Below are 13,936 nucleotides of genomic sequence, written 5' to 3'. Positions count from 1 at the left end.
TGAAGATATGCACAACAGAAAGACTACAAGGGGATTCTTTATGAAGATGAAATTGGTCACTGCAGCCATTATGGGGCTGGCAATGTCTACCACAATGGCTGCTACTGATGCTACATCGCTTGTTACGGATAAGGATAAATTATCTTATAGTATTGGTGCTGATTTAGGAAAAAACTTCAAAAATCAAGGTATTGATATTAATCCGGAAGCATTAGCAAAAGGAATGCAAGATGGAATGTCTGGTGCCCAATTGATTTTGACTGAACAACAAATGAAAGATGTTCTGAACAAATTTCAGAAAGATTTGATGGCAAAGCGTAGCGCTGAGTTTAATAAGAAAGCTGAAGAAAACAAATCTAAAGGTGAAGCGTTCTTATCAACCAACAAATCAAAATCTGGTGTTGTTGCATTACCAAGCGGCTTGCAATATAAAATTATTGAAGCAGGCACAGGAGCTAAACCAGGTAAATCTGATACAGTAACTGTTGAATATACTGGTACTTTAATTGATGGTACTGTATTTGATAGCACTGAAAAAACAGGCAAACCTGCTACATTCCAAGTATCACAAGTGATTCCTGGTTGGACTGAAGCATTGCAATTAATGCCTGCTGGTTCTACTTGGGAAGTTTTTGTACCTTCAGATTTAGCTTATGGCCCACGTAGTGTAGGTGGTCCTATTGGTCCAAATGAAACTTTGATTTTCAAAATTCATTTGATCTCTGTGAAAAAATCTGCCTAATTAATGAGAAGGGAATTTCCCTCCTTATCGTACCTCACTCCTAAACGCAGGAGTGAGGTTTTCCTAGAGATAAATTCTCCCGCCTTCTAAGAGATCCGCAAAGTGAATAAACGTCTACTTATTGTTTTCATTTTAGGTTTTTCCTCTGGTTTACCAATGGCGTTAATCAGCAGTACTTTGCAGGCCTGGTTTGCATACAGCGGGATGTCAATTTTTGCTACTGGAACATTAAGTTTAATTAGTTTGCCCTATGCTTATCGTATTTTCTGGGGACCTATCCTAGACCGTTATTCTCTCTTTAGTATGGGTAAAAGACGAAGTTGGATCTTGAGTATGCAATTTTTATTGCTTCTTGGGTTTAACTTAATGGCTTGGTTTACTCCAGAGCAATATCCTAAGCTAATGGCTTTTTTGGCTCTGATTTTAGCGTGTTTTTCTGCGACTCAAGATGTCGCAATTGATGCACATAGAGCAGAATACTTACCAACCAGTGAACATGCTTTAGGTGCTTCTTTAGCCGTATTGGGATATCGAATAGCGTTATTGTTATCAGGCGGTTTGGCTTTAGTTATGGCAGAGAAATTAGGCTGGGCTTTTACCTACCGTTTTATGGGTTTCATCATGATTGCTGGCATGTTTGCTGTCTTTTTTAGTGAAGAGCCCAGTGTTGCAATCAAAGAGAAAGGTAATTTTGCTTTATCTTTTTTAGCTCCTGTCCGGGAATTAATATCCCGTCCGGGGATTATTCCTCTGTTGCTGTTTATTTTTTGTTATAAGTTGGGTGAAGCATTTACCACGACTACTAGTGGTATCGTCATGCCTTTTTTAATTCAAGGACTCGGCTTTTCTTTAGAGACTATTGGCTACATCAATAAAATGCTAGGTGTCGGCTCCATTTTACTTGGAGGTTTGTGCGCAGGATTTTTATTGATGCGCTATTCTTTATATCGCTCATTATTTTTCTTTGGATTGCTGCAAGCACTGACTAACGTTCTATTTGTTGCTTTGGCAATGATAGGAAAGAATATTACTTTATTAGCAATCGCAGTATTTTTTGACAATTTTGCGGCGGGAATGGGATCTACAGCCCTTGTTGCCTTATTCATGCGTTTAGTGGACAAACAATATACTGGAACTCAATTTTCTATGCTTGTTGCTCTATCTACATTGCCGCGTATTATTTCCGGGCCTTTTGCTGCAACGATTCAAATAGCAATAGGCTGGGTAGGTTTGTATCAACTCTCAATTTTGTTTGCTTTGGCATTCATTCCCTTTTTAATGATGATCAAAGAGCAAACTAAAGAAAATCGACAAGACGTGGCTGAAGTAGAAAAAGAGGGTGAGCTAAATCCCATTCGATAGTGAATTCTGTTTACATATATTTTTTATTTAATTTGATAACAACACCACTGACTCCTACCAAGAGTAATCCAATAACAATCAAGGTAATTGGCCAGCCTACGGCGTGAGGGAAATGTTGGCTTGAAAAATACAAAATGTAGCCCAAAGTTGCCAAGCTTGCCATAAAGAGTAAGACACGGCTGCTTTCGATAATCGCCATATAAATTAATCCACAAGCTAATCCTAAATAGAGAATTTCATAGGGTTGATCTTTAACAATATCAAAGGTCACTGAGAGTAGGGTCAGTGATGAAATGAAAAAGAGTATTCCAGCGATGCTTTGGTATTTTGAATGATTGATAAACGAACTGACAGCCAATAATGAGCTACTAAGCACAAGCCATTTTAAGCGTTCTGGTATCCCCAGCAATTCAAATATTGCCAGGAAAAAGGAATAGAGACAAATCAAAGTAATAAAAGCGAGTACGGTCAGCCGGGTGCTTATAAATGCAATGCCATGTTGTAGAAAAAGAATGAGACTGACAATGAGTACACCCCGTGTTGGCATTAGTATCGAAGTATATTGTGATAAAAGGGTAAGTAAGCCACCGGCCTCAAGAATTGCGGCAACAAGAAATAGTGGGGTTGTAGTTCTAGATGATTTATCTTGATAGTAAAGCCCCAGAAGAAAAGTTAAAAATCCAAAACCTAAATTTAAAATAATACGGTTGTTATCTGTTGTGCTAGCAAAAATAATGCATCCAAATACAACTGTGGTGAGTGTAAGAATGAATGTTTTATCCCATAAAATCGCAAGACGTTGATGGATAAAGTAGATAATTGCAATGATTAACATCCACCATATTGGCAAAATCAAATTATATTCCTGTAATAAGATGGTAAGTCCTATTGGTTCAAGAAATAAGGCAATCAGAAATAATGGTGTCGAAGCTTTTTGGTAATTAGAGTGTTTTAAGCATAAAAATGCCAAAATAAATGATGAGAAACCAAAACCTAGAGTCAGGGTTATGCGTTCATAGATATTGAAATCCCCCCATTTCATGGCAATCAATGCGCAAATCCCTGCAAAGATTAAAATGCCGCCAATATAACTATATAGTTTATTTAGCCAACTATTTTGATCTCGAGGGTTTGTCGTTGGGTTGGGCTTTAGAGCAAAGGCGATTTCCTTAACATCAATTTGATATTGTTTCGCAAGGTCAACAATCTTTTGTAATGCCTGTTCTTTATTCATGGTTTAACCCAACCAATAAATTGAACATTATTTGAAGTAAAATATTGTCCTAAATTTAGGTTGGATAATTTAACGCACGTAGAGTTTTTTTTAAGGCAAATAGAACTATTTTTATAATTGTTACCAATCAGAAGATCGGACAATAACCCGGTATTTAAATTATTATTACCTATGTACAAAATATATCCGTCGGGAGACTCCAGTGATGTATCCAGTTTAAATTGTTTGGCCGATTGCACCAAGTCTTCTTTAAAAGTTGAGCTATCATTAAAGTTTGGGAAATCTAATGGAAGCTCTCGCACTTTTTGTGTTTTTGCATCAAAGAGGTAGAGTTTTTTTATTGCCCAATAAGAATTATTTTGGACTTTTGTATATTGAGCTACCAATTGATCATTTTTAACAATTAGATTAACTTGCACTGGAAAGGACCCAGAAGACGAGTCCAGGACAGAAAATAAGAGACTATAACGTGGCGGATCAGTTTTAAACCAAGGAATATTTGAAACAACAAAAACAAGTATGAGGAGAATGGGTAATGACAGTCCTGCAATCAAAGTCAAATGACTTTTAATCCACTTAGTCGACATCTTCATTCCTTAAGTTGTATCGAGCTGTTTGCGCTTCTTTATAGTATAGGCAGTTTTTTTTAGTTACGAATTGGCAGCCTAACTACGATCAGAATATGGCCATCTATGCGAAAAACCTTTGATGGAGCCTGTTGTCAATTTAATATTGACTTAATAATAATAAATTATAATAAAAATATCTCAACAAGACTTAAATTTAAACAATGAAGCGACATTATTGCACTGCTAGTGATAGTTTAGATCAAAATAAAAACAAAATGTATAAGGTACATATCGATAATAAGGAAATTTCATCAGTCACTTCGGGTAAAGACAACACAGAATTAACTATAAGACTTCCGAAGATGTCAGATTTAGATTATATAGAAGAAAATGGATTAATAATGACCAAAACCATAGATGAAGAAGCTGTTTCTGCTGTAGAACAGGCAGGAAGCTATCTTGACGAGGATGATAAAATTCATATCCCTCTTATTTTATTGTGCAATGGAAAGATTGCTTGCTATCTGCAATTGGTAATATCCCCTGCAACAAAGGAAGCTACCATTGATTGGTTAGGTACAACACCTCCTTTACGAGGAAAAGGATTTGCAAAACTATTCTTATTAACTATTCTGAATCTTCTCGAAAAATATGGGATAGAACAAATTGATTTAACTTCAAGTGAAGAGGGAATGTCCTTGTATTTAAAATGCGGCTTTTTGCCAATCGATGAAAAACTTCTTATTTTTTTAAAGCCGGGACAAAGTTTATTACAATCGATTCCACAAGTTCTGAATTATGTGCATGCTCATGAAGATGGGACTATTAATACAGTGATGTCTCTAGATTTCACTGAGGTATATTGTCAGCAAATATTACAAAACTATTTAGCTGAAAATAGAACGATGCTTGCAAAAATTAATAATGATCCTGAGGTGGAAATGTTATTAAAAGTAGCATGCGCTATTGATAATAGTGTTTCTTCACAAGAAGAGCAAGAGAATGATCCGATTCACTTTTCTTCATATAAACATACATTTTTTAATATGGAAAAAAATAGTGGCGCAGCGCTGCAATTTGATTTGGCTCACTATGTGAACCAAGGACCTATGCAACCTGCAACTGAATTAACGGACACTGTTGCAAAACAATTACAGTTTTGAAATGAAGTGTTGTCAACTAACTTGGTACTAGGGTGGGACTCGAACCCACACGTAACCTATTGATATAATTGGATTTAAATAAATAACGTCCGAAATTTACCCAATATCTTACCCAACTTTATATATGATAACGGATTTGAATGATTGCGAAAAGATGAGAACTAAATTAATATTTTTTAGCTGAAAATTAAGATTTGATAATTAAAGGATCTTTTGCGATGGAGCATAGTGCTATTACGGGGTGGGTTCTCGTTATATTGACAGTTATTGGTATGATTGTGGGAACTGTTTTATACATTGGAAATATAAATGGAAAAGTTATCGCATTGGAAGATGAATTAAAAACCACTAGTCAAAGAGTAGATGCTTTATATGTTTTTATTGCACAAAAAGGTGGCAATGTTAGAGACGCAGTTCAGAGGTCTGGCCTAGATAAAAATACAAAAAACCAGCTTATTAACAGCTTACCTGATGATTTTAAATTTAATCGAAAAGAAAACAAGAAATAAAGTCATACTCGGTTTGGGGTAGGGCAACACCATAGGAATTTTTGATATAGTCTTTAAGTTATTTTCAATCATTAAAAAAGAACAAAATTTAATTGAAATTATTTTTCACTCCAAATAAAAGAATTTTAAATGCCCTAAAATTATCTTCAACATTTTCATCTAAAATCTTTTTCCATAAACGCGCCCATAATTCTTTATTTTCTATATGTTTTGTATTCTTATAAAATTCACAAAAGATATAATTCATTCCTCTTGCATGTAATATCTGATTAATTGGCCATTCATTATTATTTTCTATAATCCCATTAATTGTTTTCTTTAAATCATCAGAGTTAAAATAATGTGAGTAGGGTAAAATCAGTTTTTCTCCAATTTCTTTTGCTATGTCAAACTTACTTGATGTTAAAAACAAATGTATAACATCTTCTTTAAGAAATTCTGAATCAGCCTCTTGGAGAAATTCTATTTTATCTAAAAATGAGAAAGAATTAATTTTTTCTCTTACCATTTCCAAGCATCCCTTAATATGAGAGGCAGCTTTATGAACTTGAAACTCCAGTAGTTCGCTTTTTTCCATTGTTCTTATTAGTTCGTGAAGTCTAATATTTATGCCTTCCTCGATAAAATCACTTATCGTATTGATTTTAGCAACTAGAAGAAAAATCCTTTTTAAACTGGAGTCTTCTTTAGAACTTACCTTACATAAAGTTTGTTTTAAAGTTTCAGAATACACCTGATCATTTATTCTACTTAGCGCTTTCAGTGTACAGGATAATTTATTTAATAAATTTATGTTAATGGCTCCATCATTAATAAAATATTTTTTTATAATGCAAATAATTAGGTTTCTGATTAAACTTGTTCTTGCATTTTTTAAATAACTTTCGGAAGAAAGAACTATATATGCTTTTTCTTCATTTTCGGGAAATGATTGCCCTGCTACTAACTCCAATATCTTATCTAAAACAGCTTTACCTACAGTAGGGCGGTGCACTAGTAAATATTTTGCGGATTGAACAAGATAAGATTTAGCAAGTTCGGGTAAAGGATCAAATTGCTCCCCTTCATTAATAAACGTCGGGTGAGCACAAATATTTCTATCTTGATATAGTCGTTCTAAATGCTTTTTCTCAATTACAGTAATTAATTCTAATTTCTCGCAAGCGTAGTCCAGGATTTGCTTTTCAAAACTAATCATTTTATCAATTTGTTTTTCATTAATTTTACCTAGTTCTTCTTTATAAATTATTGCTTGGGGATCATTATCTATTGCTAGTTCTTTAATTTTTTCAATAATATCTATACAAACGGTAATCCAAGTTAAAATGATAGCAGCGCGGTATGAACCAGCTCGATAAGCATTTATTGCTTCTACAAAATATTTCTTAACATATATATTTCTTACGTGAAGACTCAGCTCATCTAAGTCTGTGCTATAGATTATCATAGAACCATCCGTGGTTTTAGAAGGATATATTTGGTGTATTTGTCGGACAAGGTTTAAATATCTTGAGTAATACAGTGTACTTTCATTGAATGTGAATTAGTTATAAAAATGATACTTTTACTTATTTTATTCCTGCTTGGGAAATAGTTTAATTTTCTCAGCCAAATCGTCTTCCTCTGCATAAAAATATGCTGTAGGCACTGATAAAACCATAGCAATTCTTTTTAACGTTAAGAAATCAGGAGTGTGTTTACCTGTCTCATATTGATTTATACGAGGACTTGCTGAAAATTCATCCATACCCGCAGCAATGCCAAGTTGCTTTTGTGACATTCCAGCAGCTGTACGTGCTTCTTTAAGTCTTTTTGGTAATGGCGAATCTGCCATTCTTTTTGCCTAAAATAATTTCTATTGAATGCTAAGAGATTCTTAGTTTTTTGCTTGACACGATACTAAGGATTTCTTAGTATTTGCCTGAAATGATCTAAACATGACCATTAAGAAGCTATTTAATCCAGAAATATAACCTAACCTGTTCTAAAGATTAGATTTTTAGAAATTTTTAATATTAGAGGTATCAATGAAATCCAAAATATTCTTATTAAGTTCACTAATTTTTTGTTTTGGTTCTTCTAATCTCCTACATGCGAAAAGTTATCGGTACCATTATCCTCGCACGCCAAAATATGGCTCCTCTTATGGAAGAACCCACACAGTAAGACCTTATTTCAAAAAAAATGGTACTTATGTCCGAAGACATCGGGCAGGAAATCCTTATTCAGGTGTCCATTGTCATAATAATGTTTGTTACTAGAGATTTAAAATGAAGAAGATAATAGTTGTATTGATGTGCTTAGTATGCTTTTGCAGTTTTGCATTTGATCATACTTATGATGTTAGTGGAGAAGATGAAAACGGAACGGAACTTGAAGGAACCATTTACTCATACAATGGAGAACGAGAGGTAAGTGGTGAATTAACTGACGAAAATGGAAATAATTTCGATTTCAGCGGTCAGTGGGATAGCTATGGCCATATGAGTGGAGAAACTGAAGAAGGTATTTCAGTTGAGTTAGATGTGAACTAAATAAAGAGAAATTTTCCATGAATAAGTTTAATTTATTAATAACCACCTTTTTTTTAATAATCATTGGTAACGTAAACGCTGCTATAAATTTCACAGATTTTTCCAGAGCACCTATATTGGATTCTCCATGGAAAAGTGCCTCAGACGGTTTTGATGAGGGATACAGAATGGCTCAAGAAGCAGAAAGAATGCAAGCAGAGCAACGACAACTTGAATTACAAAATAAGCTTTTAGAAGAACAACTTAAAATGATGAAACAAGAATGAAAAAAATATCACTATCAATTCTAGTGTTCGTGTTTAGTTTTAATGTGTCTGCAATTGGTAAATTTAGGACTGATTTGAATGAATCGGTTAGCATTATCCTGTCTTATGAATCGGGTAAGATAACTGATAAAATATATGAGCAAAAATTAACCGAGTGTTCTAATAAAGAAAATATGGAATGCACCGGCATACTAGCTGAATATTATTTAAAGAAAAAATCATATAATGTAGCTTATCCATTATTACTAAAGGTTCTAAAAAATAAACCCTCTAATATTTCAAAAGAACATTTATCATATGATTTAGGGCGTATGTTTCATTATGGGTGGGGAGTTCTACAAAATGAAAATAAAGCACTTCACTACCTTAGAATAGCAGCCAAGCTAGGGAATGGTAGCAGCGCTATGTTAATCGCATCTATATATTTCGATCAATGCAAAGATGTTATATCTGATGTTGCTTATTACTCAAAACATAAAAAAGAATTTGACCAAAATATAATAAGAGCTTATGCATGGTATAAAGTCGCCAAATCATTGCCAAAAAATGTAAAAATTAAGCCTACTAAGAATGAGGTCGTGCTTATAGATCGTTCTAAAATTCACCTTATGTCAATATCAAAATTGGAAGAGGCCAATAAACTAGCAAGTAACATTTGTTCTGGAATACCAACTTGTAGGCAATAACTGAGTCTCATATTTCCTAATTTAGGTTAAAGGTAAGTGTTGGAAGCAATTAAGAATACCTCCTTCCTGAGAGTTTTTGTGCATATTACATCGTAAGTTAAATGAAAAACTATATACTGATTCTTTTAGAAAATTTGGCGAAAAATTTTGAGCAGTTACAAGAATAAAATACATGTTCTTAAATTATCCAAAAATTGACTGGCCCATAGGTGGGCGAGGCTCCATTCTTGCTAAGGGGGGAGGTTCTATGCGGAGTATACCCCCCCTTTATTCATGTGAGACGTATTGCTAACTATTGGCAAACAACCTGGGTTTAATAGTCACGGCTATATTTAGCCTCAAGATCAGCACTTAACTGTCGTAACTCTTCTGACATACTGTTATCCCCTTCAATATCTATTTTATTGCCATATACCTTTGGAACCAACTTCGATGCCAGCCATTTACGCGTATCAACTTTTAACCGCGCTCTGTTTATGGCAGGAGGATTTGGCACTAATACCCCGAGCTCATTCACATACTGATCTTGGGAAGCATCATCAGAGATTTCTAAAATCTCATCAACCAGTAATTCAATCTGACATATCTTTGCTTGCGCGTATTGCTCGGAAAATTCAGGATATGCTTTTAACCAAGTAAATAGGGTATCTTGGCAAGGCCAATGTGATCGCTCAAAACATAACCTCTTTGTACCTTTACTTGACGAAGCAATAGTGTCGCAAATCTCTCTTGCCAGAGTATCATTATATTTCGTTGGCCTACCTTTTTTTGCTGATACTTCAGTCATTTTATACTCCTTGTTTAGCTTAAAATTAATCCATTAACTTACTGAATTGCATGCAATGCCTTTCAGAATAGCGATATAAAGGCATACGTCCTGTAAACTCTTGAGTCCATTTTACACCTAATTCACAACTACCAATACCTGTGCCATCACCGATAATATCCACTGTAAAATGCTCGCAGTCGTTACAAATTGCTATGCCTGGAGCAGGAGTCAATTTACAAGAGCAAAAGGGATTTCTATAGCCACATTTATGACATGTAAGATGAGTTTCGTGGTTGCGCTCTATAGGAAATGCAACTGTGCAACTATCTTGGCTTCCCCCAATAGCAGTAAAGCCTAGAACGGTTGTTCCCTTATGCAACTCAGTATTAGAAGGTAAAACCTCTGGCGTTTTAGTTGCATTAGTTTTTGTATGCTGCAACTGTGCAGTTGCGGACAAGTTTCGCGTAGAGTTGTTTTTATTTCTCTCCAAAACCTTGATAGCAATGCTTAATAAGCTAGGCGGTTGAGTAGTGGTTTCATTGTGAGTTGCATTATCATGAGTTGAAGTTGCATGATTGCACTTTGTAAGGGGGGCAACTGTACAACTAAAAGGATGGTTATTCATAGCCACTCCCATTTTGCTGTTTCAGTAGTCCAGCCTCTTTGGCTTTGCTAACATGACGTGAGACAGTAGATTTATGTATATCCAACTCATCAGCTATCTCTTGCTGTGTTATACCGTCCTTGAGCATCTTAACTACTTTCTCAAAAGTACTTTCTTCTATGGACTGGGTTGTCCAGCAGGGATTACCATTTTCATCATTACATAATTGAGCTTCAAATGACTTTGCATCTTCGCCAAAGAAACCACGGGCTTTTTCAAACTCTACAATAAAACGTGCCCCTTGACTTGATTCATAATCTTTCGGTCGTTTTAAGATGATAACCGTATCTAAAACATCTTCTTTTTTAGAGGTTCCTCGTTGGGCACCTCCTTTACCGGAGTGATGCACCAGTAACACGCTCTTACCTTTAGCACGCAAGCTTAATACCCATGTTTGTATAGGTGCCCAGTTAGTTGCATCGTTTTCTTTAATGCTTGGAGCTAGACAAGACAGGTTATCAACGATTATCAAATCTATATCATCAGTTATATATTGATTAAGTGCCTCCTGGCCTTCTTTGGTTGCTAAATCGGGCATACCCATTTTTTGCAAATCTGGCGTTATGATGGCTAGTCGTCCTTTTATCTCTTCATCACCCATCATTACAATAATATTGGCAAGACGCTCTTGTAATACTGAGGCTGGCATTTCACCATCAATATAAAGAACATTACGCGGTTTTGAAGCTTCCCAAGTTAAAAATTTACCGCCTTTTGCTACAGCATAGGCAATGCCTAGTGAAATATGTGTTTTTCCTATCCCTCGATAAGCATGGATCATGCACAATCCAGCCTCCGGCAACCAAGGAGATAAAATTGATCCTCGTACTGGCAACTCCATTGCAAGAAAATTTATCAACTCAACTGCAACAAGTGAAACTGCTTCCTCAATAGGTGCTTGATCTAAAAGATCATTAATCGCAGTAATACTCATATGCTCTTCTCCAGCAATAAATCATTAAAATCTTGTCCAGAGGTTGGAGGTATTATGCGTTTCACTCTACGTCCTTCAGCGAGCAAACGTGTTGCTAATTTACTACTTGCGTTTTGTCCACAATGAGATTCATCATTATCAATTGCAATTATTACCTCTTTAATTGAAGGAGGTAAGATTATCTTCTCTAATCCTACTGCACTTATTGTTGCCCATACTGGAAGCTCTGTTGCAACATGCATAGCAAGTGCCGTTTCAATGCCTTCAGCTAATACAATTATTCCATTAACAGGTTGGTATAATTTTATCGCTGCTCCAACAGATGCTCTAGGCTGCATTGAAGGCATAAGCTTTTTAGGAGTTGGTACATCGGCCTTACACGATTTTCCTAAGTATGTGCGATGAAGTGTAACCATTTTATTATTTTGATCTCTTACGAGCGCAATCATTGCAGGAAAGTGCCCAACTAAACCTTTTTCATCGTAATAAGCTAAATGAGGATGGTGGCCTAATGAGTAAGGATATTCTTTAAGAGGAATACCACGTGATTTTAAATAACAATCAACCGGATCTCCCGAACTGACTATTTGTGTCTGTAGCCAAGTGTAGATTAAAGAGTCTCGACGTTTCTTCAACTCCTTTGTATTAAGACCATTAGGCTTATAAATTGGGGGGGAAGAGTTAATCCTATGATTAAAATTATGGTTCTTCACCTGAGTTTGAATACCTAATACCTTTGCAACTTGATTAAGTGCTTCAGCAAAACGCCACTGATGATAATTCTGTAATAATTTTATTCCGTAACCAGAGCCACATTGATTACAATAAAACGTACCCTTACCTTCTTTATCGTCAAATCTAAAACGATCTTTTCCTCCACATACTGGGCACGCGCCATGCTTATTCTTTAAATAATGTTTATCTATACCTAATGCACTTAAAACCTCTGACCACTGTCCCTGTGCCCTATCAATTATAAAATTCATAACAAACCCCTCTAATTCTTATACGATGCTCAGATGGCTTTATACTGAACCTAAGCCATCCATGAGCTTATGTTTTAAGCTAAATTCCTAACCCAGTTTTCTAACTCCTCTCTTAGATACATTGGTCGCTTTCCCAGAGGATTTTTAGCCTTTGGAAAGGTGGGGGATTTAATCAGCTCATAAAATTTAGTTGTTCCTACTCCTAAAAATTTTTGCGCTTGTTTGGGGTACAACAATAACGGTTCTTGTTTCATAATTTTTTCCTTAAAATAACTAAGACTCTTCACGAATCGTTCTCAAGGATCCGTAAAGAGCATTGTTAGTTATTTTGAAGAGTCGCAAAAACCGCTAGACGATAGCGATTTTAAGCTAAGCGTCAGGAGCGATAGACGTGGTGCGGGGTTTAATAGATAATTTTAGTAAATGGGATTGAAATTCTTTTAAAATAATATTTAAACTGACTCCTTGTTCTTGATGACATCTTAATAAACGATCAATTAAGGGTTTAGTATTTGGGTTTAATTTAAATTGCTTATATTTGCTGTAACTTTTACTAATCCGTTTCCTAGTCCCCTCTTTATCCATTTGAGAATCAGTCCAGCCCGTTAAAATGTCTAAAAATGTTAGAAGAGGATTCCCATCTTTATTGTATTCACGCTTATGTAAGCCCAGTAGCTCCCCTAAAAAGAACGCTGAAAAATAAGCCTTCTCTTGAATATGGTTGATACTTAACTCATAACCGTTATCTTGTCTTAGCCGTTCTGCAAGAGCTTTGGATTCATCTAATTTACTTTGAGCATCTAATAGGCTTCTTTCCTCTGCCTCAATATCAATCTCAGGAAAACGATCAATATCACGGACTTGCTCAATGATCTCCTTACTTGAGTTAACTACTCCTTCAAGATGAATAATGCGGGCATTAAGTGTTGTTCTTAACTCTTTTATTTTTTCTTTAGTATAATTATCAGGACTGCGTAAATCTTCGACAAATACCATATAGTGAAACCATGCCTCTGCAATCAAATAAAATTCTTCTTTTAATAGCTCTCTTTTAAGTAAGGATTCTAATTGTGATTTTTTAGATTCATATGTTTTATCGCCCCAAACCATTTTAGAACGCCAAGAGATGGTATTTTTTACAAATATTGTTGGAGCTTTAAACTGAAGCATTGCTTCCACAACAATCCTCATTACCTGATTAGCTATATCACTATCCATTTTTTGACTGGTTTCATATTGAAGCTCCTCTAATAGCAATGTCTTACTATTCATAGCAATAGTTTTTGCTTGAACTGGGTGAACGCATTGAAGCCCAGAATCTTGGTTTTGTGCATTACAAATACATCTAATAATAAAAAAACTGATTTGATCTATTTCTTTTACAGTTAATTCAATCTTCAGTTCTTTTTTTATCCTTGCTTTCACCGCTGTATAATCATCTATATGAGTTCTTCTTGGGAAGATGCCAAGAAAAGATTGCTTTAAAGCAAGCGCAAGGGAATCAATTTTAGAATCCAT

Annotated in this window: 17 protein-coding genes; 7 read left to right on the top strand and 10 right to left on the bottom strand. The window is 35.2% G+C overall.

The window, feature by feature from the left end; all coding sequences use genetic code 11:
* Positions 1–40: 40 nt before the first annotated feature.
* Both Lste_RS10375 and Lste_RS10370 read left to right on the top strand, forming a co-directional pair.
* Entirely contained in the window at positions 41–742 is a 702-nt protein-coding gene (locus Lste_RS10375) for a BamJ family beta-barrel-assembly machinery protein (protein WP_058510944.1), read from the top strand.
* A 102-nt stretch (positions 743–844) separates the two neighbouring features.
* Positions 845–2,104: an AmpG family muropeptide MFS transporter gene (locus Lste_RS10370; protein ID WP_058510943.1), complete on the top strand. Its 1,260-nt coding sequence runs from the start codon at positions 845–847 to the stop codon at positions 2,102–2,104.
* A 10-nt stretch (positions 2,105–2,114) separates the two neighbouring features.
* Here the strand turns inward: Lste_RS10370 and Lste_RS10365 are convergent, their stop codons facing one another.
* Together Lste_RS10365 and Lste_RS10360 are read right to left on the bottom strand one after the other, a co-directional pair.
* A complete protein-coding gene (locus Lste_RS10365) occupies positions 2,115–3,338 on the bottom strand; it encodes a hypothetical protein (RefSeq protein WP_058510942.1) in 1,224 nt (407 codons plus the stop codon).
* Positions 3,335–3,925, bottom strand: a complete 591-nt coding sequence (locus Lste_RS10360) for a hypothetical protein (protein ID WP_058510941.1) — start codon at positions 3,923–3,925, stop codon at positions 3,335–3,337. The genes Lste_RS10365 and Lste_RS10360 overlap by 4 nt, the downstream gene beginning before the upstream one ends.
* A 257-nt stretch (positions 3,926–4,182) precedes the next feature.
* Between Lste_RS10360 and Lste_RS10355 the strand changes: the two genes are divergently transcribed.
* Together Lste_RS10355 and Lste_RS10350 are read left to right on the top strand one after the other, a co-directional pair.
* Positions 4,183–5,070: a GNAT family N-acetyltransferase gene (locus Lste_RS10355; RefSeq protein WP_193393400.1), complete on the top strand. Its 888-nt coding sequence runs from the start codon at positions 4,183–4,185 to the stop codon at positions 5,068–5,070.
* A gap of 218 nt (positions 5,071–5,288) precedes the next feature.
* Positions 5,289–5,579 (top strand): hypothetical protein, encoded by a 291-nt coding sequence (locus Lste_RS10350; protein ID WP_058510939.1) that lies wholly within the window; start codon positions 5,289–5,291, stop codon positions 5,577–5,579.
* A gap of 88 nt (positions 5,580–5,667) precedes the next feature.
* Here Lste_RS10350 and Lste_RS19590 read toward each other — a convergent pair whose 3' ends face one another.
* Complete coding sequence (locus Lste_RS19590; protein ID WP_237760464.1) at positions 5,668–7,026, bottom strand: hypothetical protein; 1,359 nt, start codon at positions 7,024–7,026, stop codon at positions 5,668–5,670.
* Between the two features lie 126 nt (positions 7,027–7,152).
* Positions 7,153–7,413, bottom strand: coding sequence for a helix-turn-helix domain-containing protein (locus Lste_RS10340; protein ID WP_058510938.1), 261 nt, complete (start codon positions 7,411–7,413; stop codon positions 7,153–7,155).
* A 436-nt stretch (positions 7,414–7,849) separates the two neighbouring features.
* On the opposite strand from Lste_RS10340, the gene Lste_RS10335 reads away from it, so the two are divergent.
* From Lste_RS10335 to Lste_RS10325, 3 genes are read left to right on the top strand one after another with little or no spacing between them, the layout of a single operon-like run.
* Positions 7,850–8,113, top strand: coding sequence for a hypothetical protein (locus Lste_RS10335; protein WP_157070726.1), 264 nt, complete (start codon positions 7,850–7,852; stop codon positions 8,111–8,113).
* A gap of 17 nt (positions 8,114–8,130) precedes the next feature.
* Entirely contained in the window at positions 8,131–8,379 is a 249-nt protein-coding gene (locus Lste_RS10330; protein ID WP_058510936.1) for a hypothetical protein, read from the top strand.
* A complete protein-coding gene (locus tag Lste_RS10325; protein WP_058510935.1) occupies positions 8,376–9,065 on the top strand; it encodes a tetratricopeptide repeat protein in 690 nt (229 codons plus the stop codon). The genes Lste_RS10330 and Lste_RS10325 overlap by 4 nt, the downstream gene beginning before the upstream one ends.
* Positions 9,066–9,378: 313 nt before the next feature.
* On the opposite strand, the gene Lste_RS10320 is transcribed toward Lste_RS10325, so the two are convergent.
* The 6 genes from Lste_RS10320 to Lste_RS10295 form a co-directional block, all read right to left on the bottom strand.
* Positions 9,379–9,852 (bottom strand): terminase small subunit-like protein, encoded by a 474-nt coding sequence (locus Lste_RS10320; protein WP_058510934.1) that lies wholly within the window; start codon positions 9,850–9,852, stop codon positions 9,379–9,381.
* 25 nt (positions 9,853–9,877) lie between these two features.
* On the bottom strand, positions 9,878–10,459 hold the full coding sequence (locus Lste_RS10315; RefSeq protein WP_058510933.1) for a hypothetical protein: 582 nt from the start codon (positions 10,457–10,459) through the stop codon (positions 9,878–9,880).
* The gene (locus tag Lste_RS10310; RefSeq protein ID WP_058510932.1) at positions 10,452–11,432 is read right to left on the bottom strand and encodes an AAA family ATPase; all 981 of its coding nucleotides are present in this window, start codon (positions 11,430–11,432) and stop codon (positions 10,452–10,454) included. Before Lste_RS10310 ends, Lste_RS10315 begins: the two co-directional genes overlap by 8 nt.
* Positions 11,429–12,418 carry a DUF7146 domain-containing protein gene (locus Lste_RS10305; RefSeq protein ID WP_058510931.1) on the bottom strand — a complete coding sequence of 330 codons (990 nt, stop codon included), beginning with the start codon at positions 12,416–12,418 and terminating at the stop codon, positions 11,429–11,431. Before Lste_RS10305 ends, Lste_RS10310 begins: the two co-directional genes overlap by 4 nt.
* Before the next feature lie 74 nt (positions 12,419–12,492).
* Positions 12,493–12,672 carry a helix-turn-helix transcriptional regulator gene (locus Lste_RS10300; protein WP_058510930.1) on the bottom strand — a complete coding sequence of 60 codons (180 nt, stop codon included), beginning with the start codon at positions 12,670–12,672 and terminating at the stop codon, positions 12,493–12,495.
* 115 nt (positions 12,673–12,787) lie between these two features.
* Positions 12,788–13,936: a hypothetical protein gene (locus Lste_RS10295; protein ID WP_058510929.1), complete on the bottom strand. Its 1,149-nt coding sequence runs from the start codon at positions 13,934–13,936 to the stop codon at positions 12,788–12,790.

The organism is Legionella steelei (genome assembly GCF_001468005.1).
GTDB lineage: Bacteria > Pseudomonadota > Gammaproteobacteria > Legionellales > Legionellaceae > Legionella > Legionella steelei.
This window is presented reverse-complemented; position numbering and strand designations above follow the sequence as displayed.

Bases quoted from the DNA above. Each gene is read 5' to 3' on its own strand.
- Lste_RS10375 (WP_058510944.1), top strand. From the start codon at position 41: ATGAAGATGAAATTGGTCACTGCAGCCATTATGGGGCTGGCAATGTCT.
- Lste_RS10365 (WP_058510942.1), bottom strand. From the start codon at position 3,338: ATGAATAAAGAACAGGCATTACAAAAGATTGTTGACCTTGCGAAACAA.
- Lste_RS10360 (WP_058510941.1), bottom strand. From the start codon at position 3,925: ATGTCGACTAAGTGGATTAAAAGTCATTTGACTTTGATTGCAGGACTG.
- Lste_RS10355 (WP_193393400.1), top strand. From the start codon at position 4,183: ATGTATAAGGTACATATCGATAATAAGGAAATTTCATCAGTCACTTCG.
- Lste_RS10350 (WP_058510939.1), top strand. From the start codon at position 5,289: ATGGAGCATAGTGCTATTACGGGGTGGGTTCTCGTTATATTGACAGTT.
- Lste_RS19590 (WP_237760464.1), bottom strand. From the start codon at position 7,026: ATGATAATCTATAGCACAGACTTAGATGAGCTGAGTCTTCACGTAAGA.
- Lste_RS10340 (WP_058510938.1), bottom strand. From the start codon at position 7,413: ATGGCAGATTCGCCATTACCAAAAAGACTTAAAGAAGCACGTACAGCT.
- Lste_RS10335 (WP_157070726.1), top strand. From the start codon at position 7,850: ATGAAGAAGATAATAGTTGTATTGATGTGCTTAGTATGCTTTTGCAGT.
- Lste_RS10330 (WP_058510936.1), top strand. From the start codon at position 8,131: ATGAATAAGTTTAATTTATTAATAACCACCTTTTTTTTAATAATCATT.
- Lste_RS10325 (WP_058510935.1), top strand. From the start codon at position 8,376: ATGAAAAAAATATCACTATCAATTCTAGTGTTCGTGTTTAGTTTTAAT.
- Lste_RS10320 (WP_058510934.1), bottom strand. From the start codon at position 9,852: ATGACTGAAGTATCAGCAAAAAAAGGTAGGCCAACGAAATATAATGAT.
- Lste_RS10315 (WP_058510933.1), bottom strand. From the start codon at position 10,459: ATGAATAACCATCCTTTTAGTTGTACAGTTGCCCCCCTTACAAAGTGC.
- Lste_RS10310 (WP_058510932.1), bottom strand. From the start codon at position 11,432: ATGAGTATTACTGCGATTAATGATCTTTTAGATCAAGCACCTATTGAG.
- Lste_RS10305 (WP_058510931.1), bottom strand. From the start codon at position 12,418: ATGAATTTTATAATTGATAGGGCACAGGGACAGTGGTCAGAGGTTTTA.
- Lste_RS10300 (WP_058510930.1), bottom strand. From the start codon at position 12,672: ATGAAACAAGAACCGTTATTGTTGTACCCCAAACAAGCGCAAAAATTT.
- Lste_RS10295 (WP_058510929.1), bottom strand. From the start codon at position 13,936: ATGGATTCTAAAATTGATTCCCTTGCGCTTGCTTTAAAGCAATCTTTT.